The following is a 17,973-nucleotide window of genomic DNA, read 5'->3' on the forward strand; positions in this document are numbered from 1 at the left end:
TCAATTTAGCTTACGCAAAAAGCCTCTCCAAAAGAAAAGGCCATCGGGTCCACGCAACCCGATGGCCTTTCCTGATCGCGGGGGGGGAGGAGCACCCCGCGAACCCGTGCTCGGTTTAGTCGCCGTCGGCGACACCTGCTGCGCGCAAACGGGCGCGGCGGGCACGATAGCTTGGCAGTGCCACAAGGATCACCGCGATCACCAGCAGGCCGAGGGTCATCGGACGCTCCCAGATGAAGGCGATGCCGTCATAGAGCTGCATGGAGCGGGCAAAGTTGTCTTCCAACATGCCGCCCAGAATGAAGCCGATCAGCAGTGGCGCCAATGGATAGTCGGCAAAGCGCAAGGCTGTGGCGCAGACCCCGAAACCAACTAGCAAAAGCAGCTCGGTGGCGTTGTTCTGACCGATGTAGGCCCCCATCAGGGTGAAGAACAGGATGAACGGGATCAGGTAGTTGCGCGGCACGGCCAGCACTTTGGCGATATACGGGATCAGTGGCAGGTTCAGGATCAGCAGCACAAGGTTGCCGATGAACATGGACATGATCACCGCCCAGAACACCTGAGGCTCGTCGATCATCAGGCGCGGGCCTGGCGTGACGTTCAGAGCGATCAGCGCACCAAGCAAAATGGCGGTGGTCCCGGAACCAGGGATGCCCAACGTGAGCAGGGGCACAAAGGAGCCTGTGCACGCTGCGTTGTTGGCTGTTTCCGGGGCCGCCAGGCCCTTGATAGAGCCTTTGCCAAATTGTTCTTGTTCTTCCTTCGGGGCGATGTTGCGCTCCACCGCATAGCCCAGGAAGGACGCGATGGTGGCGCCAGCACCGGGGAGAACCCCGATGAAGAAGCCTTGAACCGACTGACGGCCAATCACCGGCGCGATGGATTTCGCCTCGGACCCGGTGATGCGCAGGTCTTTGATTTCACCGCTGTTGCTCTCGCCCATGGTGCGTGGTTTCAGCACCAGAAAGAGCGCTTCCGGCAGGGCGAACATGGCCATCGCCAGAGTGATGAAGCCAAAGCCGGACTGTAGGTCCATGATGCCCATGGTGAAACGGGGCATGTTGAACAATGCGCCTTCGCCCACGGTGGCCATCATCAGGCCCAGCAGGGTCATCATCAGCGCCTTGGCTACTTGGCCGGTGCCTGCAAAGGCGGCGATCGCGGAGAGGCCCACAACCATCAGGGCAAAGTATTCAGCGGAGTGGAACAGCAGCGCAACGGAGGATAGCGCAGGCGCGAAGACCATCAACAGGATGGCGCCAATGGTGCCGCCGGCAAAAGAGGCAATCGCTGCCACGGTCAGCGCCTTACCGGCTTTGCCTTTTTTGGCCATCGGGTAGCCGTCAAAGCTTGAGGCCACGGTGCCCGCGACCCCCGGCGCGTTCAGCAGGATGGAGGAGGTAGAGCCGCCAAAGATGGCGCCGTAATATACACCGGCAAGCAGGATCAGCGCGGCGGAGGGATCCCCCATGGAGATGGCGACTGGGATCATGATGGCGATGATCGACATTGGGCCAAGACCCGGCAACATGCCGATAAATGTCCCGATCAGACAGCCACCAATGACCATCAAGAGGTTTTGTAGAGAGAAGGCCGTTTGCAGGCCGATCAGTAGTCCTTCGAGCATGTCAGCCTCCAAAGTTGCCCGTGGTGGGGCGTAAGTTGATGCCCAGCGTGTGCTGAACAAGTGTCCATAGAATGATGACGGCCATCATCGTGACCAATGCCGTGATGTGCCATTTGCCAGCGCCCATCAAAAACGAGCCAATGATGACAAAGGCCGCGGCGGAGAACAGCACCAGGCATCCACCAATCAGCATCAAGACAAACTGTAGGGATACAACGGAAGGTTCACCAAACATCTCAGCCTCCCATGAAGCCGGGCAGCGGCCGCAGGTAGATGCCGAGAACTTGTTGAACGAGATACCAAACTAGGAAAGTGGCCAGGAGCGCGATTGGCACCATGAAGTGGAACTTGCGCTCACCGAGGATAAAGGAGCCGAGGATCAGGAAACCGGAAGTCGAGAAGATAAAACCCGCCGGACGCAATAGCAGCGCGTAAGCGACCATCAGGCTCAACAGCAGGATCGCTTGGCCCAGCTTGTATTCGGTCAAACGGAGGTAATCGATTTCCGCCTCTTTGGCTTCGCTTTTTTCGAGGCCCAGCAGGATGATCAGCGAGGCAATCATACCAAGGATGGACAGTACCTTCGGGAAGGTGCTTGGCCAAATAGGGTTGCGTTTCATGAACGGAGCAAGACTGCCATCCATCGTAAACCAGGCGGCATAACCATATGCCATACAGATGCCCAGCAGTATCAGAGCGATCCAGCGATCCAGAGCCATGAAGCTCCCCTCCCTTTAAAGAAAGGCAGAGCGGGAGCCCGCTCTGCCCAGTTGGATGTTAACTCAGCTTAGAGAAAGCCCAGTTTCTTCATCAAGTCGCCGATGACTTTTTCTTGGCCTTCGAGGAAAGCTTTGAAGTCGTCGCCGTTGTTATGGATGTTGACCCAGCCGTTGCGCTCGCGCACGACTTCCCACTCTGGGGTGTCATACATTTTGGAGATCGCGTCCTGGTACATTGCCAGCTTGTCTTCTGGCAGGCCTGGGGCCGCGAAGAAGCCACGCCAGTTCACGAAGGAGGTGTCGATGCCCTGCTCCTTCATAGTCATGGCGTCTGGTGCGGCGGAAACACGCTCGTCCGCGGTCACACCGATGATTTTCACTTCGCCTGCGTTGGCCAGGTCAACCGCTTCGGAGAAGCCGGTGGACAGAGCCGCGATTTCGCCGGACAGCAGCGCTGCCATGGCTTTCCCGCCTGCGTCGTAAGGGATGTACTTCACGCCCAGAGCGTCTTTGCCAGCCGCTTCCATCACCATGGCTGCAACCAGGTGGTCCATGCCGCCTGGAACCGAGCCACCGCCGATGGCGGTTTTGGATGGGTCCGCGTCATATGCGGCCATCAGGTCAGACATGTTGTTCAGCGGACTGTCTTTGTGCACAACCAATGCGGCGTAGTCGCCGATGGTGCCGGCCACGAGGGTCAGGTCACGGAAGTTGTGTGGGAATACGCCGGTCAGGGAGCGGATCACGATTGGGGTGGAGTTCACCATCAATGTGCCGTGGTTGCTGTCGGCGTTTTCGATCAGGTAGCCGATGGCTTTACCGCCGCCGCCACCGGACATGTTTTCATAAGATGCAGTGCCCACGATGCCCGCTTTGGTCAGCGCTTCGCCGGTGCCACGTGCCGTGCCGTCCCAGCCACCACCGGCGCCGCCGGGGATCAGGAAGTGGATGCTGTCTACGGCTTTTTCCGCCATAGCTTGGCCTGTGAATGCGAATGCTGCCACTGCGGTGGCCATCAGGGCGCGACGGCCCATGGTCAATTTCATCATTTTTCTCCTCCAAATTGACAACTGTCCGAAAGACGGCTCAGTTGAGGGCAGTCAAACATCGCAACCTGTCACAAACCTGTCATGCTGTCAGAAAGGCACTCAAATCGCATGAAATTCCTCCTGGTCGAAGACAATATCGAGCTCGCCAATGCGGTCAGTGCGCGGCTACAATTGGATGGTCATGTTGTTGATCATGCTGATAAAATTGATGATGCCATGGCATTCATGCAGACCGGCGAATATGATCTCATATTATTGGATATTATGTTGCCGGATGGGGATGGTCGGACCTTCCTGAAACACCACCGGAGCGGGAAAAACGACACGCCCGTGATTGTTCTGACCGCGCGGTCTCAGGTCAGTGACAGAATCAGCCTGCTTGATCTTGGGGCGGACGATTACATGACCAAACCGTTTGATCACGAAGAGCTTCAGGCGCGCTGTCGGGCGGTGCTGCGACGCAATGCGGGCCATGCGCAATCGGTGACGGAGCTGGGCGGTGTGACACTTGATCCGGTGGCCGGGCGGCTGACGATCGGGGCGCGGGCGGTGACCTTGCGCAATCGGGAATTGCGGCTGCTGGAGCTGTTGATCAACGCGCCGGGGCAGATTTTCTCCAAGGCAAAGCTGGCAGACCGGCTGTTTTCGTACGACGAAGATGTCTCTGAGAATGCGATTGAGGTCTATATCGGCCGCTTGAGGAAACATCTGGAGCCTTCGGAGTTGCGGATCACCACCCTGCGCGGCCTGGGCTATCGGCTCGATCATGGATGACGCGGTTAATGTGGCGGGCTCACTCAGAGCACGGCTGGCGCTGACGCTGATCGGCAGTGCGGCGGCGATTGCCATTCTCTTGTTTTTTGTGGTGCGCACCTATGCGGCACAAATTGCGCAGAGTGGACAGGATAGCATTCTGGAAGCCTCGGTGGCGTCTATTCTGGATGCGGCCACGTTGCGGGATGGAGATGTGGAGGTGGACTTCCCTTATGTGGCCTTCTCGATGTTGAGCACCGATGCGGATGATCGGGTGTTTTACGCAATTTGGCAGGAGGAAACGCTGCTGTCCGGCTATGAGCTTCTGCCGGTTGCCGATGCGCCGGACGGGGGCGAGATTGTGCATGTGTCGGCGATTTTTGACGGTGCGCCGGTGCGCGTGGCCACGGCGGCACGGATATTGGTGGGGGCCAACACCAGGACACGTGTAACCGTGTCGGTGGCGCAAACGCAGGATGCTTTGGCCGGGACCCTGAACAAGATTTCACGCAACGTGGGCTTGATTGGGGCCGGATTCTTTACGCTATCCGTGCTGGTGGCGAGCTGGGCAACAAACAGCACCATCCGTCCTTTGGAGCGGCTGACCCATTCGATCACGCGGCGGGGGCCCAAAGACCTTAGCCCCGTTGCGCGCCCGGTGCCGCTGGAGATGGCGCCTTTGGTAACCTCGCTCAACAGTTTCATGGCGCGGCTGGACACATCTCTGAAGCAATCAGAGGACTTCATTGCCGAGGCAGCGCATCGCGTGCGCACGCCTTTGGCCACCGTGCGCAGCCATGCGGAGGCGACCTTGCAGAGGGTGGAGCGCGAAGACAACCGCCAGGCGCTGCGCTCTATGGTGCGGGCGATTGATGAGAGTTCCCGCGCGGCGGGACAGCTTCTGGATCATGCAATGATCACCTTTCGTGCAGACCATCTGGAGACGCGGACTCTGGATTTGGTCGAGCTGGTGGAAGATCTGGTGACCCGTTTGGCGCCGGTGGCGGAGATGAAAGACATCGCGCTCACGGTGATCAGCGAGGGCGCGGTCAGTGTTGAGGCGGATTCGATCCTGCTGCAAAACGCGCTGCGCAATCTGGTGGAGAATGCGTTGAAATATGCGCCGGAGGAGAGCGAGATCACCCTGGAGGTTGGCGCATCGCCACGGCCTCGGGTTGAGGTGCGCGATGAGGGGCCGGGGTTCCCGCCTGACCAGATGCAGGGGTTGGCGGTGCGGTTTTCGCGCGGTGACAATGCCAAAGATACCATTGGGTCCGGCTTGGGGCTGACCATTGCGCAGGATGTGGCCACGGCCCATGGCGGAGAGCTGACGTTGGGCAACATGCCGGAGGGGGGCGCATGCGTTACATTTTTGCTTTGATGATGTGGTTGTGTCCTGCACTGGCGCAGGCACAGGACTGGGAGGACCAAAACGCCTTTGGACCCGCCTCGGCAAGCAGCACGCTGCGGGTGTTGTCCAGTACCGACACTTCCCTGTTTGCGCCGGTGATCGAAGATTTCTTGCAAAGCCGGTCCGGCGTGGCAGTGGAGTATTTCGTTACGGGCACGGCGCAAATCGACGAAGTCTTCCGGGCGGCGCCGGAGGATTTTGATGTGGTGATCTCCAGTGCGATGGATTTGCAATTGAAGCTGGTGAACGACGGGTTTTCAGTCCAGATCGCCAATCTGGATCAGCCGGATTGGGCACAGTGGCGCAACAGCTTGTTTGCTTTCACCACGGAGCCAGCAACCATAGTGATCAACCGGGCAGCTTTTGCGCCAGAGTCTGTGCCGCAAACCCGACAAGAGTTGATTGCGGCCATGCGTGCGCGGCCCGAAGTGTTTCGCGGCAAGGTCGGCACCTACGACGTACGGGATTCCGGCCTGGGCTATTTGTTTGCCACCCAGGATGCGCGCGCGTCAGAGACGTTTTGGCGGCTGATGGAGGTGATGGGCGGGCTGGATGCGCAGCTCTATTGCTGTTCCGGCGCGATGATTGACGATCTGGTCGCTGGGGAGTTGATGGTCGCCTACAATGTTTTGGGCAGCTATGTCGCCGCGCGTGAGGATGTGGCCGACATGCTGGAAATTGTGCTGCCATTGGATTTTCCCACCATCATGATGCGCACCGCCTTTGTCAGCAGTCGTACCGAAGTGGCCGAAGAGGCCGCCGCCTTTGTGCGCCACTTAGTGGAAATGCAAACCGGGCAGCAAAGCCTAGAGGCGTTTCCATTGCCACCGTTGAGCGCGACGACGGACAGCACCGGACAGGCGGTGATTTCTCTGGAGCCAGCCTTGATGACCTATCTCGATCCGCTCAAACGTCGCACATTCATCAAGGAATGGAGCAGCGCGGTTATTCAGTAACTGCGCCGCTGGGTTCCACAACACCAATGATCGGCCCCATCCAGAAGCCACCATCGGAACGGTCCAGTTGCGGCGCATGCAGGCGGCTAATCTTGCCGTCAAAATAGAGCGCGTTTGGTGTTTGCAAAACATCGCGGAAGAAACGGCCAAACTCGTGGAAAGTCACCGCCTCGTTGGAGATAACGAAATAGGCAGTTTGGCCGTCATCCGTGGTGCCCACACCATTGCGCAGGAACCGTGATGTGCTGTCGGGTAGGAAGCGCGGGTGCAGAGCACCGTCAATTACCAGCATTGGGCCGGATTGGGTGGCGTCGCGGCAGGTTGGGGCATTTTTCTGGAAATCCAAAGTCTCATAGACCTGCACGGCACCATCGTTCAGGCACAACACGCCATTGGGCAGCAGGCCAAAATTGCCTTTGCTGCCACCGGTCAAGAGCCGCATCTCTTCGGTGCCGTCTTCAACGTAATGCCCCACGGGGCTGCGGTCGGCATGATACATGCCCGCGTTCATGCCAAAGCTGAGGGTTTTGCCGTCTTCCAGTGCGCGCTCGATGTCGCGGAACTGGCCCAGAATGGCGCCGCTGTCATCACGGAGGAACAGGCGAAGATTGTCCTTAGCCGCGTCCACCGTGCACACCGTCAGGCTGCGCCCTTCATGTGTTTGATCTGAACAGGTCACCGCCTGCGCCCATTGGGGCAGGGACAGTAAGATCAAACAGAGCGTAGTTCGGATCACGTAGGTTCGCCATCCTCTGTGTCAGTTCTGGCCACATCGGCCTGCACCCGTTCGTCAGACAGCATCGCGCGAGTGGCGTCCATTTGATCAAAGGTGTTGTCCACACGGAAGCGCAGATCCGGGGCGTGCTTGAGTTTGGCTTTGCGGCCGATGATACGGCGTAGCTCGCCTTTGTGGCGGGCTAGCAGGGCCACCGCGTCCTCTTTGTTTTTGCCGCCCAGAGGCAGCACAAAACAGGTGGCGATCGACAGATCAGGTGTGATACGCACCTCGCCCACAGTGATCGACATGCGGGTGATGTCCGGATCATGCAGCTCGTCGCGTACCAAAACCTCCGACAGGGTGCGTCGGATCAATTCACCCACGCGCAGCTGGCGTTGGGACGGGCCGCGGCCCTCAGAGAAAGAGTTCTTTGCCATGTCCCTCACTTAGGGCTTCTGTCTGCCTTTGCCAAGCTGGATTGCATTGGGTAAGCAGGGCGCACCGCCATTTGGGTGGTTTGTCAAAGTGGAGAGGACACCATGCAGGAATTGCCAGGAATCGTGATCACAGGCGCATCAGGCCGGATGGGGCAGATGCTGATCAAGACGGTGTCCGACAGTGACAAGGTGCGTTTGGTGGGCGCGGTTGAACGCGAAGGCCATGACTGGGTTGGCCGTGATGTTGGCGAAGCCATGGGCGGCGCGGCGCTGGGCGTGACAGTGACGGACCAGCCGCTGGAGGCCTTTGCCAAAGCGCAGGCGGTGATCGATTTTACCGCACCTGCGGCGACGATTGCCTTTGCCAAACTGGCAGCGCAGGCGCGCGCGGTGCATGTGATTGGCACCACGGGTATGACCGAAGAAGATATTGCACAACTGGAGCCTTGTGCCCGGCACGCGGTTATCGTGCGCGCTGGCAACATGAGCCTGGGGGTGAACCTGTTGACCAAACTGACCGAGAAAGTGGCGGCAGCCTTGGATGAGGATTTTGATATTGAAGTCATCGAAGCGCATCACCACCACAAAGTGGATGCTCCAAGCGGCACCGCTTTGATGCTTGGCGAGGCGGCTGCTGCAGGGCGCGGTGTGGATTTGGCGGATGTGTCTGATCGGGCGCGGGACGGCATCACCGGCGCGCGCAAAAAAGGCGACATCGGCTTCTCTGTCATTCGTGGTGGCGACATTGTTGGCGAACATGATGTGCTGTTTGCAGCCGCTGGGGAGCGCATTGTGCTGCGTCACCAGGCGACAGATCGGGCGATTTTTGCCCGTGGCGCGGTGAAGGCTGCGATCTGGGGGCAGGATCAAAAGCCCGGAGAATATGATATGTTTGACGTATTGGGGTTGTAAGAATCCCTTACTGATACAGCGCGAAACGTCCTGTGACGTTTTGCGCAACTCACGTGATTGGCATTCTCGCGTTGCTGTGATCAATTTGGGTGCAGTAAAAATGCCCAATAAAATCAACCGCCCAGCGGTTGATGTCCGACGTTGAGAGCGTCTGGAGACAAGATGCATCCCACCCAGATGCATTTTTTGTTGGCAGGTCAGAGACGTTGTGTTCTTATGCCGACAAACAAAAACTTAAATGACCATTTAAAAAATGACCAACAGGGAGAAGACCATGACGACGTTTTTGAAAGCCGGACTGTCGGCGCTTGCGGTATCCGCGGTGGCCATGTCGGCACAAGCGGCAGATCTTGGCGCGACCGATGAGCCCATCAAACTGGCGCTGAACGAATGGACCGGCCAGCACGTGACCACACATGTGGCGGGCGAAATGCTGAAGGCGGCCGGCTATGAAGTTGAATATGTGACTGCTGGCATGATGAACCAGTTTCAGGCAATTGCCGATGGCGACATTCACGCGACTTTGGAAATCTGGTCTTCCAACGTGTCCGATCAATACGCCGTGCTGAAAGGCGAAGGAAAGCTGGAAGAGCTGTCCGATCTGGGCCTGGCTGCGCGTGAAGGCATCGCCTATCCGGCGCACGTCGAAGAGCTCTGCCCAGGCCTGCCAGCGTGGGAAGCGCTGAAAGACTGTGCGATGAACTTCGCCACCGCAGAAACCCTGCCAATGGGGCGTCTGGTGGATTATCCGGCGGATTGGGGTACACCTGGCGCGGACCGCATGACTGGTTTGGAACTGCCATTCAAAGCTGTGCCTGCGGGTTCCGAAGGCGCTCTGATTGCCGAACTGCGCGCATCCACAGAGAAGAAATCGCCTTTGCTGATCACCTTCTGGCAGCCGCACTGGGCGATGTCGGCCTACGACGTGAAGTTTGTCGATCTGCCTGCGGGTGAGGATGCTTGCTTCACCGATCCAGCCTGGGGCCCAAACCCAAATGCGATCAACGATTGTGACTTCGCCGCAAGCCGTATCTTCAAAGCCGGTTGGCCTGGTCTGAAAGACAAATGGCCTGCCGCCCACGAAATTCTCGTGAACTATCAGCTGGCTGTGGAAGATCAGCAGCCAATGATGGGCGCCGTGGATGTGGACGGTCAGAAAGTTGAAGAGGTTGTGTCCGCGTGGATGGGTGAAAACGAAGCCAAGTGGAAGTCGGTTGTCGACGCCGCAACCAAGTAAGACTTCATGACTGACAAGAACAGCACCGCTCCGGCGATTGCCGTCGAAGACCTCTGGCAGGTCTTCGGCGAAAACGCCGCCCCGGCTCTGCGCGATGCGCGCGGGGCTGGTGATGACAAAGCCATTGCCAAAGAGCTCAAGGACAAGACCCTCATTCCCGCCGTGCGTGCGGCGAATTTTGAGGTTAAATCCGGCGAACTCTTTGTGATTATGGGGCTTTCGGGTTCTGGCAAATCGACTCTGATCCGCTGCATCTCGCGGCTGATTGAGCCGACAGCCGGGTCGGTGCGCATTGATGGTGAGGACATTCTCCAGGCCAGTGACAAGCGCCTGATTGATCTGCGCCGTCACAAGCTGGGCATGGTGTTCCAGCATTTCGGATTGTTCCCGCATATGACGGTGGCCGACAACGTGGCCTTCCCGCTAAAAATGCAGGGCGCGGGCAAGGCAGAGCGCCGGGCGCGGGCTTTGGAGGTATTGGAACTTGTGGGCCTGAAAGGCCGCGAGGACACCTACCCGCGTAACCTGTCAGGTGGTCAGCGGCAGCGGGTCGGCATTGCCCGCTCACTGGCAGTGAACCCAGACATCTGGTTCCTCGACGAGCCATTCTCTGCGTTGGATCCGCTGATCCGTCGCCAATTGCAGGACGAGTTCCTCAACATTCAAGCGACCCTGAAAAAATCCATTGTTTTCATCACGCACGACATCCAAGAGGCTCTAAAACTGGCTGATCGGATTGCCATCATGCGCGATGGCGAAATTGTGCAGATCGGCACGCCGGAAGAGATCGTGCTGCATCCAGTGGATGACTATGTCGCCGAGTTTTCCAAGGATGTGCCAAAGGGGCGGCATGCCTGCGTTGAATCCATTCTGATGGACGGTATTCCAGACAACATGCCGGACGATCCTGGCATCAAAGTGGGCATGACGCTGGATACGGCCCTGACCAAATGCATGGAGCTCTATGAGCCAGTGCCGGTGCGAGATGCGGCTGGCAAAGTGATTGGTGCCGTGCATCCGCATGAGTTGGCCAATGCCTTGCAGGCGGAAGAGACATGAGCACGGCGGAGGCCGTGCCAGCAAACGCAGGACGCAAGCTGGCGCTGGCACGCGGCAGTCAGGCGGCGTTGTTTGTGCTGGCGATTGCTTTGGTCTGCCGCCTCCTTGGGGCGCAGTTTGAATGGCTGATGAAATGGCCGGCAGCCTTGACCGTGCCGATGACCGACTGGATGACCTGGCTGGTGGGCGGTTTTCTGGATGTTTTCAAGCCAATAGCCCGGACTTTCACCTTTTTGGTGAGCTATCCCATGGAAGGGGTTGGTTGGCTTCTGAACGCCTTGCCCTGGCCCATGACCGTGGCGCTGGTGACCGCGCTCGGCTGGACCATTGGCGGATTGCGCATGGCGGCGCTGGGCTTCTTTGGACTGATGTTTGTGGTGTTCTCAGGCTACTGGACCGAGGGTATGAACACGCTCGCGCTGGTGGCGGTCTCGGTGCCTTTGGCACTTTTGCTTGGCACGGCAATTGGCATTGCGGCGTTTGAGTTTCCGCGTGTGAAGGGCGCGGTGAACGCGCTCTTGGACGTGATGCAGACGGTTCCGACTTTTGCCTATCTCACGCCCCTGCTTGTGCTTTTTGGCTTTGGGCCTGTGGTGGGGCTGATCGCTTCGGCGATCTATGCGGCGCCGCCGATGGCGCGCAATGTGTTGTTGGGGCTGGAACGGGTGGATACGGAAATCCGCGAAGCGGCTGTGATGTCTGGTGGCACACGGCGGCAGCAGTTGTTCCTTGTGGAACTACCGGCAGCGACGCAGCAGATCATGATTGGCGTGAACCAATGTCTGATGGCGGCGCTGTCGATGGTGATCATCGCGGCGGTGATCGGTGGCTTTCAGGACATCGGTTGGGAAGTGCTGTTGACCATGCGCAAGGCGTTGTTTGGGCAGGCCTTTTTGGCGGGCTCTGTGATTGTTGTCTTTGCCATCATCATTGACCGTATGTCCGCCGCCTTGGCGGAGCCGCGTCCGCAGCAGGACCGCAAAGTGGCTTTTGGCATTCTTGGCGCCGGGCTTTTGGTGACGCTGTGGTCCGTGTTTGCGGGCTGGTCCCCAAGCGGATTTGCGGCGTTGGATGGCGTTGCGGCTTGGGTGGATACAGGTGTCGGCACCTTCACAGGAAACCACGGGGCGACGTTGGATACGGTCAAGAACACCTCGATGTTCTACGGGCTTTTACCGCTGCGGATTGGTCTTGCGGAGGCGGTGTTGCCCTTCACTTGGGGCTTTATGTGGACTGCGAAACACACGGCTATGCTTTACGGCGTAGCGGCGGTTATCTCATTGATTTTGATGCTGAAAGGTCGTGTGACCGCGGGGCTGGTGGTGATGATCCTGGCTTACGTGGCCGAGATCGGCATTGCGCATCTGGCGTGGCCGGTGGTGATCTTTGGCGCAGGCGCAATTGGCTGGGTTGCTGGCGGGTGGAAGTTGGCGCGGCTGGCGGTGATCCTTCTGGGCCTGGTGCTGATTTCCGGCCTATGGGAGCGGGCGCTGTTGTCCCTGTACCTGTCTGGGGCAGCCGTGTTTGCCTGCGCTATCGTCGGAGGCGCCTTGGGGCTGTGGAGCGCCATGAGCAGCACAGCCTGGGCCATCATCCGACCGATCTGTGACCTGCTGCAAACCATCCCGTTGTTTGTCTTCCTGATCCCGGTGCTGATGTTCTTCCAAATCGGGGAATTCTCAGCGTTTCTCGCCATTTGCATGTACGCCGTGGTGCCGATGATCCGCTACACGCGGCACGGTTTGACCAGCACACCAAACGAGATCCTGGAGGCGGCCACGGCCAGCGGGGCAGGCAAATGGCAGACCATGTTTGAGGTGCGCGCGCCCTTTGCGGCACCGACCATCCTGCTCGGTTTGAACCAAACCGTTCTCTATGCCTTTGCCATGTTGGTGATTGCGGCGCTGATCGGCACCACGGGGCTGGGACAGTCAATCTATCTGGCGTTGGGGCAGGCGGATGTCGGCCTTGGCATCACGGCCGGGGCCGCGATGGCGATCTTGGCGCTGGTGGCGGATCGCCTGGTGCAGGGCTTTGCCGAGGAACGGCGTCAGGCGCTTGGGCTGTAAACAGGGGCGAATCGGGGGTAACATTCCGACTCGTTTCACTTTTTACCCTTCGGTATCGCGGCTGTTTTGCGTCGGTATCGCGTCGGTGCGATTTTGCGCAAAGGCCGTTGTAAACAAGGCGTGCGCTGTTGCGATTGAGTGGATTTAAACGTGGCGTGCGTCCTCAGGGCAATGGGCGCAACAGTTGCCGGATTTGCAATGCTGTGCCGGGCAGGACACACTTGATCTTGGTGGATCACTGTCCAGAACGGGCGGTTGAGTGGATTTTTAAGATTTCGGGGGGATTGTGCATCAATGCCAAGTCCTAACGAGTCCAGTGGTATGACCTACAGAATAGCCCCGGATGTGATCCGGGTTGCCACCGGGCGTGTTTGCGGCAGCCAGATATTTCAACTGGCCAAACAGCAGGAAATGCTGCTTCGGTTCCTGGTGGATGAGGATTTAGCCGGGCGGGCCAAGCAGGGCAGCCGCGCAGCGGTGATTGCAAAGTTCTATGCGGATCGGTCCGAAGAGGAAGCCGCCCAGAAGCTGACGTGGGCAATGGCGCGTCTGTCTGAGAAGCTAGCCGAGTACTATGATGGTGACGGTGCGGATGATCCGATCCGGATCTTTGTCGATCCGCGCAGTTGTGGTTTGCGGTTTGAGATGTGGGAAGCAAAGCCGAAACCCCGCGACACAATCGGCCCCAAGACCCCCATGCGCATGTTGGTCCTGATCGGGGCGTTGATTGCCTCAGCCATTGGTTGGGTGGTGATGGAATTGACCCCGACGGGCGTGGTGGAAGGACCGCAGGAAGATTGGCCAAAAGACATATCTGATCTTGTGACAGCGGACGTTGCCTTGCCGGTGGATGTGGAAGGCATGTCGGCTGCGGAACTGGTCGAAGCCGCGCGCAGCTATATGTATCCAAGTCTGGATTTTGAGCGGCACAAGCTGGCCATCGTGCTGTCCAAAACCGCGATTGAGCGCGATCCTGAATTTGCCCGTGGCTATGCCACGGCGGCGATGTCGATGGCGATGATGGCGGATTTGACCCGTGGGGGTGGTCTGTCGCGTCGCTATTTGCAAGAAGCCACTTTGCTGCTTGAGCAGGCCAGTGTTCTGGCGCCCGAGGACAGTTGGGTGATGGCGACTTCGGCGCAGGTTGCCATGGCGTCCGATGACTTTGAATTGGCGGACGAACGAGCAAAAGCGGCTTTTGAAGCTGGGCAGGACGATGGCTATGTTGCCCATACTTATGCGTTGATTGCGCATTTCTCGGGGCGGTTTGAGGATGTGGTGGTGGTCAACGCGCCCGAGAATGTTGCCGCGTCAGACCCGATCAGGTTGGTGCGGGAACGGGTGTATGGTTTTGCGAACTATCACTTGGGCGCCTACGAAACCACGATTGAGGTGGTGGAAGGCACCTTGCAGGCAGGGCTGGAGCATAACTTTGCCAGCCTGCTGTATTTGGCAAGCGCCTATCAGGCCGTGGGGCAACAGGAACAGGCGGAAGAGATGGTCAAGCGTATTGAAGACGAATGGCCCAGCTTGCGCACCGACGTGGTGGCGAACATGTTCTTCATGGATCCCTTAGATTGGGAGAAACAAAAGGCCCATCTCCGGGCGGCTGGCATGAAGTTCGCCGACTAAACCCGGATTAGAAATCGATGGCGAGGCCTTTTTTCTCCCAGTCACCGTAGCGCACTGGCTCTGGACCGTCGCGGCCACCAAGCTCGGTGGGCAACTCCAGCGCTTTGGCCTTCTTGCGGCGCTCCTCGGCCTCGGCCAAGGCACGTTTGGCGGCTTCGGGCAGGTCGTCGCGGATCTCGAGTGTGTCCGTCATGAGAGGGTTCCTTTCAGGCTTATGCCTTGATATACGCGCCCGTCCGCTGTTCTCAACCCCGCAAGGAATATCTGTATGTCCAAATCCGGTTACCAAGCCCGTCGCAGTGCCGTGCATCTGCTTGATCAGGTCATGGACAAGGGGCGGCTGTTGTCGGAGGTGATCGGTGGCGGGGCATTGCAGAAGCTGGCGCCGGAAGACCGCGCGCGGGCGCAGCGGCTGGCGACAGAGACCCTGCGCAATCTGGAGCGGGCCGACCGGATTTTGCAGAAACATCTGAAAAAGACACCGGCGATCACGGTGCGGAATGTGCTGCGTATGGCGACGGTGGAACTGTGTCAGGGTGGGGCTGCGCATGGCGTGATCAATGACGCGGTGGAGATTGTTGCCAAAGGCAAGCGCACCGCGGGCATGAAGGGACTGACCAACGCGGTGCTGCGCAAGGTGGCAGACAAAGGTGTGGACGAGTGGGAGAAGTTGCGGGTGCCGCGCTTGCCCAAGTGGCTGCGCAAACCGTTGGCGCAGGCTTATGGCAATGAGGCGATGCTCAGCATTGAGGCGGCGCATTTTGCCGGGGCGCCACTGGATTTGACAGCCAAGGGCGATGCGGCGGCAGTGGCCGAGGCTGTGGGCGGTGAGCTGCTGCCCACTGGATCGGTGCGTTTGCAGGACGCTGGGCAGGTCACGGCGCTGGAAGGATTCAAACAAGGCGCGTGGTGGGTACAGGACGCGGCGGCGGCGATTCCGGCGCGGGTTTTGAATGTGCAGCCGGGCGAGAAGGTGTTGGACCTCTGCGCAGCGCCTGGCGGCAAGACCATGCAGGTGGCGGCGGCCGGGGCCAAAGTGACGGCGGTGGATGACAATCCGGCGCGGATGGAGCGGCTGCAGGAAAACATGAAGCGGGTGCAGCTCAAGGCCAATGTGGTGGTGGGCGATGTGATGGCCCAAGAGGGCCAGTATGACGCGATCCTGCTGGACGCGCCGTGCTCAGCCACCGGCACCATTCGCCGCCACCCGGATTTGCCCTTTGCCAAAGATGGCAGCGAGTTTGGTGATCTGATTGGCATGCAGGAAGTGTTTCTGGATCATGCGCTTGGCCTGCTGAAACCGGGTGGGCGGTTGGTGTTCTGCACCTGCTCGCTGTTGCCGGATGAAGGCGAAGTGCAGGTGGAAGAAGCGGTGGAGCGCTGGGTGGATGTGACCGTGGATCGTGAGGCTGTGCTGGTTGACGGGGTCGATCCGGCTTGGGTCACGGAAGAAGGCGGCTTGCGGTTGCGGCCGGATTATTGGGCGGACAAAGGTGGCATGGACGGGTTTTACGTGGCTTTGCTGCGCAAAGGTCAGTGAGCTTTTGCCGGTGAATTGGCTTAAGCCGATTCAATCGGTGACTCAGCGCTAACACCTCGCTACACTCGCGCCAAACGCCAGAGAGCGTAGAGGCAGAGTGGATGTCCAAACCAGAAAGCATATCGGCGCGCTGGACACGGTTTAACCACCGTGTGGCGGCCCGGATCAGCACCCGTGCGCGGCCCGCGACGGGGTTCACCAGCATGCCGGAACCACGCACTATTGGGTTGTTTGCCCGGGGTAAGCAGTTGGTTGCCGGAAATTTCCTGTTTGCGGGCCATTTGATCAGCGCGCCGAAAACGTCGATGTGGGACATCAACGTGCCCGATGATGTCTTTGCCGAAGAACAGCATGGCTTTGCCTGGCTGGATGATTTGGCGGCGGTGGGTGACGCCCCCGCGCGGGAACGGGCGCAGGAATGGGTTTGGCGCTGGATTGACCGCTATGGGCGTGGTTCGGGGCCAGGGTGGATACCGGATTTGGCGGGACGGCGGCTGATCCGCTGGATCAGCCATGCGATTTTTCTGCTCAGGGCGCGGGATTCGGCGCAGTCTGAGGATTTCTATCGCTCGCTGGCGCAGCAGACGATTTTCCTATCCAAGCGCTGGCATAAAACCGTGCCGGGCTTGCCGCGGTTTGAGGCGCTCACCGGGCTGATCTATGCCGGGTTGGCGCTGGAAGGTATGGCGCAACATGTGGAGCCGGCGCTGAAGGCCTTGGACAAGGAATGCGAGCGGCAGGTGGATGAGGAAGGCGGCATTCCAACCCGCAATCCCGAAGAGCTGCTCGAGGTGTTCACATTGCTGACCTGGGCCGCGACGGCGCTCAAGGAAGCGGGGCGCAAGCCGTCGGCGATGCATATGCAGGCGATTGAGCGCATTGCGCCGACCCTGCGCACGCTGCGCCATTCCGACGGGGGCTTGGCGCGGTTCCACGGCGGCGGGCGCGGCATGGAAGGGCGGCTGGACTCGGCGCTGGCGGAAAGTGGCAACAAGACGCGGCAGGCGGATGGTCTGGCGATGGGCTACGCGCGGCTGTCAGCGGGGCGCACCAGCGTGGTGATTGACGCCAGCCCGCCCCCAACTGGACCAAGTTCGCTTAATGCCCATGCCTCTACGCTGGCGTTTGAACTGACCAGCGGGCGGCGGCCTTTGGTGGTGAATTGCGGTTCCGGCGCGAGTTTTGGTGAAGACTGGCGTCGGTTTGGACGGGCCACACCGTCCCATTCCACTGTGACCATTGATGAGCTGTCGAGCGCGCGGTTGGGCCAAGAGGGCCGCGGCTGGCGTGAAGAGCAACTGGTGGATGCGCCCAAAGATGTGCCGATTCAGATGAGCCAGGCGCCGGATGGGTTGCGGTTTGAGGGCGGGCATGACGGCTATATTGCATCTCATGGTTTGACCCATGCGCGGACGTTGGAGCTGACCTTTGATGGGCGCGGCATGGCGGGCGAAGACCTGATCATCGCGATGGAAGATTCGGCCAAGCGGCGGTTTGACAAGGCGATGGACGAAGGCGCATTGCAAGGAATCCCCTTCGAAATCGCGTTTCACTTGCATCCGGAGGTGGATGCCTCGCTTGATATGGGCGGTGCGGCGGTGTCGATTGCGCTCAAAAGCGGCGAACTTTGGGTGTTCCGGCATGATGCGATCGCGAAAATGCGGCTCGATGCCAGTGTTTTCCTCGAAAAAGGGCGATTAAAGCCGCGTGCGACCAAACAAATCGTTCTATCTGGCGTGGCAATGGAGTATGCGACCCGCATCCGGTGGTCGCTGAGCAAAGCGCATGAGACCAATGTGGCAATCAGGGACCTGAACCGGGACGAAATGGATTTGAACACCTGAGCCCAAG

The 17,973-nt window shown here is 59.2% G+C and carries 17 protein-coding genes; 10 read left to right on the forward strand and 7 right to left on the reverse strand.

Features of this window, described 5'->3' with window-relative positions; genetic code table 11:
- Positions 1-115: 115 nt before the first annotated feature.
- The 4 genes from SIB38_RS04995 to SIB38_RS05010 all read right to left on the reverse strand — a co-directional run bounded on the left by SIB38_RS04995 (position 116) and on the right by SIB38_RS05010 (position 3,398).
- On the reverse strand, positions 116-1,630 hold the full coding sequence (locus SIB38_RS04995; protein WP_294115835.1) for a tripartite tricarboxylate transporter permease: 1,515 nt from the start codon (positions 1,628-1,630) through the stop codon (positions 116-118).
- 1 nt (position 1,631) lies between these two features.
- On the reverse strand, positions 1,632-1,865 hold the full coding sequence (locus SIB38_RS05000; RefSeq protein ID WP_294115836.1) for a hypothetical protein: 234 nt from the start codon (positions 1,863-1,865) through the stop codon (positions 1,632-1,634).
- Between the two features lies 1 nt (position 1,866).
- Positions 1,867-2,349: a tripartite tricarboxylate transporter TctB family protein gene (locus SIB38_RS05005; protein WP_412551542.1), complete on the reverse strand. Its 483-nt coding sequence runs from the start codon at positions 2,347-2,349 to the stop codon at positions 1,867-1,869.
- Positions 2,350-2,417: 68 nt separating this feature from the next.
- Positions 2,418-3,398 carry a tripartite tricarboxylate transporter substrate binding protein gene (locus SIB38_RS05010; protein ID WP_412551543.1) on the reverse strand — a complete coding sequence of 327 codons (981 nt, stop codon included), beginning with the start codon at positions 3,396-3,398 and terminating at the stop codon, positions 2,418-2,420.
- 108 nt (positions 3,399-3,506) lie between these two features.
- Between SIB38_RS05010 and SIB38_RS05015 the strand changes: the two genes are divergently transcribed.
- The 3 genes from SIB38_RS05015 to SIB38_RS05025 are packed head-to-tail and all read left to right on the forward strand — an operon-like array spanning position 3,507 to position 6,518.
- Positions 3,507-4,172, forward strand: a complete 666-nt coding sequence (locus tag SIB38_RS05015; protein ID WP_294115840.1) for a response regulator transcription factor — start codon at positions 3,507-3,509, stop codon at positions 4,170-4,172.
- Positions 4,165-5,532, forward strand: coding sequence for a sensor histidine kinase N-terminal domain-containing protein (locus SIB38_RS05020; protein WP_294115842.1), 1,368 nt, complete (start codon positions 4,165-4,167; stop codon positions 5,530-5,532). The genes SIB38_RS05015 and SIB38_RS05020 overlap by 8 nt, the downstream gene beginning before the upstream one ends.
- Positions 5,511-6,518, forward strand: a complete 1,008-nt coding sequence (locus SIB38_RS05025) for an ABC transporter substrate-binding protein (protein ID WP_294115844.1) — start codon at positions 5,511-5,513, stop codon at positions 6,516-6,518. Before SIB38_RS05020 ends, SIB38_RS05025 begins: the two co-directional genes overlap by 22 nt.
- Here SIB38_RS05025 and SIB38_RS05030 read toward each other — a convergent pair.
- Together SIB38_RS05030 and rbfA are read right to left on the reverse strand one after the other, a co-directional pair.
- Positions 6,508-7,251, reverse strand: a complete 744-nt coding sequence (locus tag SIB38_RS05030; RefSeq protein WP_294116246.1) for a phosphodiester glycosidase family protein — start codon at positions 7,249-7,251, stop codon at positions 6,508-6,510. The two genes, SIB38_RS05025 and SIB38_RS05030, sit on opposite strands and share 11 nt — an antisense overlap.
- The gene (gene rbfA / locus SIB38_RS05035) at positions 7,251-7,673 is read right to left on the reverse strand and encodes a 30S ribosome-binding factor RbfA (protein ID WP_294115846.1); all 423 of its coding nucleotides are present in this window, start codon (positions 7,671-7,673) and stop codon (positions 7,251-7,253) included. The genes SIB38_RS05030 and rbfA overlap by 1 nt, the downstream gene beginning before the upstream one ends.
- 102 nt (positions 7,674-7,775) lie before the next feature.
- On the opposite strand from rbfA, the gene dapB reads away from it, so the two are divergent.
- The 5 genes from dapB to SIB38_RS05060 all read left to right on the forward strand — a co-directional run bounded on the left by dapB (position 7,776) and on the right by SIB38_RS05060 (position 14,582).
- Positions 7,776-8,585 carry a 4-hydroxy-tetrahydrodipicolinate reductase gene (gene dapB / locus SIB38_RS05040; RefSeq protein ID WP_412551544.1) on the forward strand — a complete coding sequence of 270 codons (810 nt, stop codon included), beginning with the start codon at positions 7,776-7,778 and terminating at the stop codon, positions 8,583-8,585.
- 274 nt (positions 8,586-8,859) lie between these two features.
- Complete coding sequence (locus tag SIB38_RS05045; protein WP_294115849.1) at positions 8,860-9,822, forward strand: ABC transporter substrate-binding protein; 963 nt, start codon at positions 8,860-8,862, stop codon at positions 9,820-9,822.
- A gap of 6 nt (positions 9,823-9,828) precedes the next feature.
- On the forward strand, positions 9,829-10,881 hold the full coding sequence (locus SIB38_RS05050) for a quaternary amine ABC transporter ATP-binding protein (protein ID WP_294115851.1): 1,053 nt from the start codon (positions 9,829-9,831) through the stop codon (positions 10,879-10,881).
- Entirely contained in the window at positions 10,878-12,950 is a 2,073-nt protein-coding gene (locus tag SIB38_RS05055; protein ID WP_412551545.1) for an ABC transporter permease, read from the forward strand. The genes SIB38_RS05050 and SIB38_RS05055 overlap by 4 nt, the downstream gene beginning before the upstream one ends.
- 321 nt (positions 12,951-13,271) lie before the next feature.
- Positions 13,272-14,582 (forward strand): tetratricopeptide repeat protein, encoded by a 1,311-nt coding sequence (locus SIB38_RS05060; protein WP_412551546.1) that lies wholly within the window; start codon positions 13,272-13,274, stop codon positions 14,580-14,582.
- Positions 14,583-14,589: 7 nt separating this feature from the next.
- Here SIB38_RS05060 and SIB38_RS05065 read toward each other — a convergent pair whose 3' ends face one another.
- Complete coding sequence (locus SIB38_RS05065; RefSeq protein WP_294115860.1) at positions 14,590-14,775, reverse strand: DUF1674 domain-containing protein; 186 nt, start codon at positions 14,773-14,775, stop codon at positions 14,590-14,592.
- Between the two features lie 75 nt (positions 14,776-14,850).
- Here SIB38_RS05065 and SIB38_RS05070 point away from each other — a divergent pair, with 75 nt between their 5' ends.
- Together SIB38_RS05070 and SIB38_RS05075 are read left to right on the forward strand one after the other, a co-directional pair.
- Positions 14,851-16,122, forward strand: a complete 1,272-nt coding sequence (locus SIB38_RS05070; protein WP_294115861.1) for an RsmB/NOP family class I SAM-dependent RNA methyltransferase — start codon at positions 14,851-14,853, stop codon at positions 16,120-16,122.
- 101 nt (positions 16,123-16,223) lie between these two features.
- On the forward strand, positions 16,224-17,966 hold the full coding sequence (locus tag SIB38_RS05075) for a heparinase II/III family protein (RefSeq protein ID WP_412551547.1): 1,743 nt from the start codon (positions 16,224-16,226) through the stop codon (positions 17,964-17,966).
- Positions 17,967-17,973 lie beyond the last annotated feature (7 nt).

The sequence above is a fragment of the Shimia sp. MIT910701 genome, from assembly GCF_047126315.1.
GTDB lineage: Bacteria > Pseudomonadota > Alphaproteobacteria > Rhodobacterales > Rhodobacteraceae > Shimia.

Bases quoted from the DNA above. Each gene is read 5' to 3' on its own strand.
- SIB38_RS05070 (WP_294115861.1), top strand. From the start codon at position 14,851: ATGTCCAAATCCGGTTACCAAGCCCGTCGCAGTGCCGTGCATCTGCTT.
- SIB38_RS05025 (WP_294115844.1), top strand. From the start codon at position 5,511: ATGCGTTACATTTTTGCTTTGATGATGTGGTTGTGTCCTGCACTGGCG.
- SIB38_RS05050 (WP_294115851.1), top strand. From the start codon at position 9,829: ATGACTGACAAGAACAGCACCGCTCCGGCGATTGCCGTCGAAGACCTC.
- SIB38_RS05020 (WP_294115842.1), top strand. From the start codon at position 4,165: ATGGATGACGCGGTTAATGTGGCGGGCTCACTCAGAGCACGGCTGGCG.
- SIB38_RS05060 (WP_412551546.1), top strand. From the start codon at position 13,272: ATGACCTACAGAATAGCCCCGGATGTGATCCGGGTTGCCACCGGGCGT.
- SIB38_RS05065 (WP_294115860.1), bottom strand. From the start codon at position 14,775: ATGACGGACACACTCGAGATCCGCGACGACCTGCCCGAAGCCGCCAAA.
- SIB38_RS05055 (WP_412551545.1), top strand. From the start codon at position 10,878: ATGAGCACGGCGGAGGCCGTGCCAGCAAACGCAGGACGCAAGCTGGCG.
- rbfA (WP_294115846.1), bottom strand. From the start codon at position 7,673: ATGGCAAAGAACTCTTTCTCTGAGGGCCGCGGCCCGTCCCAACGCCAG.
- SIB38_RS05075 (WP_412551547.1), top strand. From the start codon at position 16,224: ATGTCCAAACCAGAAAGCATATCGGCGCGCTGGACACGGTTTAACCAC.
- dapB (WP_412551544.1), top strand. From the start codon at position 7,776: ATGCAGGAATTGCCAGGAATCGTGATCACAGGCGCATCAGGCCGGATG.
- SIB38_RS05015 (WP_294115840.1), top strand. From the start codon at position 3,507: ATGAAATTCCTCCTGGTCGAAGACAATATCGAGCTCGCCAATGCGGTC.
- SIB38_RS05005 (WP_412551542.1), bottom strand. From the start codon at position 2,349: ATGGCTCTGGATCGCTGGATCGCTCTGATACTGCTGGGCATCTGTATG.
- SIB38_RS05000 (WP_294115836.1), bottom strand. From the start codon at position 1,865: ATGTTTGGTGAACCTTCCGTTGTATCCCTACAGTTTGTCTTGATGCTG.
- SIB38_RS05010 (WP_412551543.1), bottom strand. From the start codon at position 3,398: ATGATGAAATTGACCATGGGCCGTCGCGCCCTGATGGCCACCGCAGTG.
- SIB38_RS05045 (WP_294115849.1), top strand. From the start codon at position 8,860: ATGACGACGTTTTTGAAAGCCGGACTGTCGGCGCTTGCGGTATCCGCG.
- SIB38_RS04995 (WP_294115835.1), bottom strand. From the start codon at position 1,630: ATGCTCGAAGGACTACTGATCGGCCTGCAAACGGCCTTCTCTCTACAA.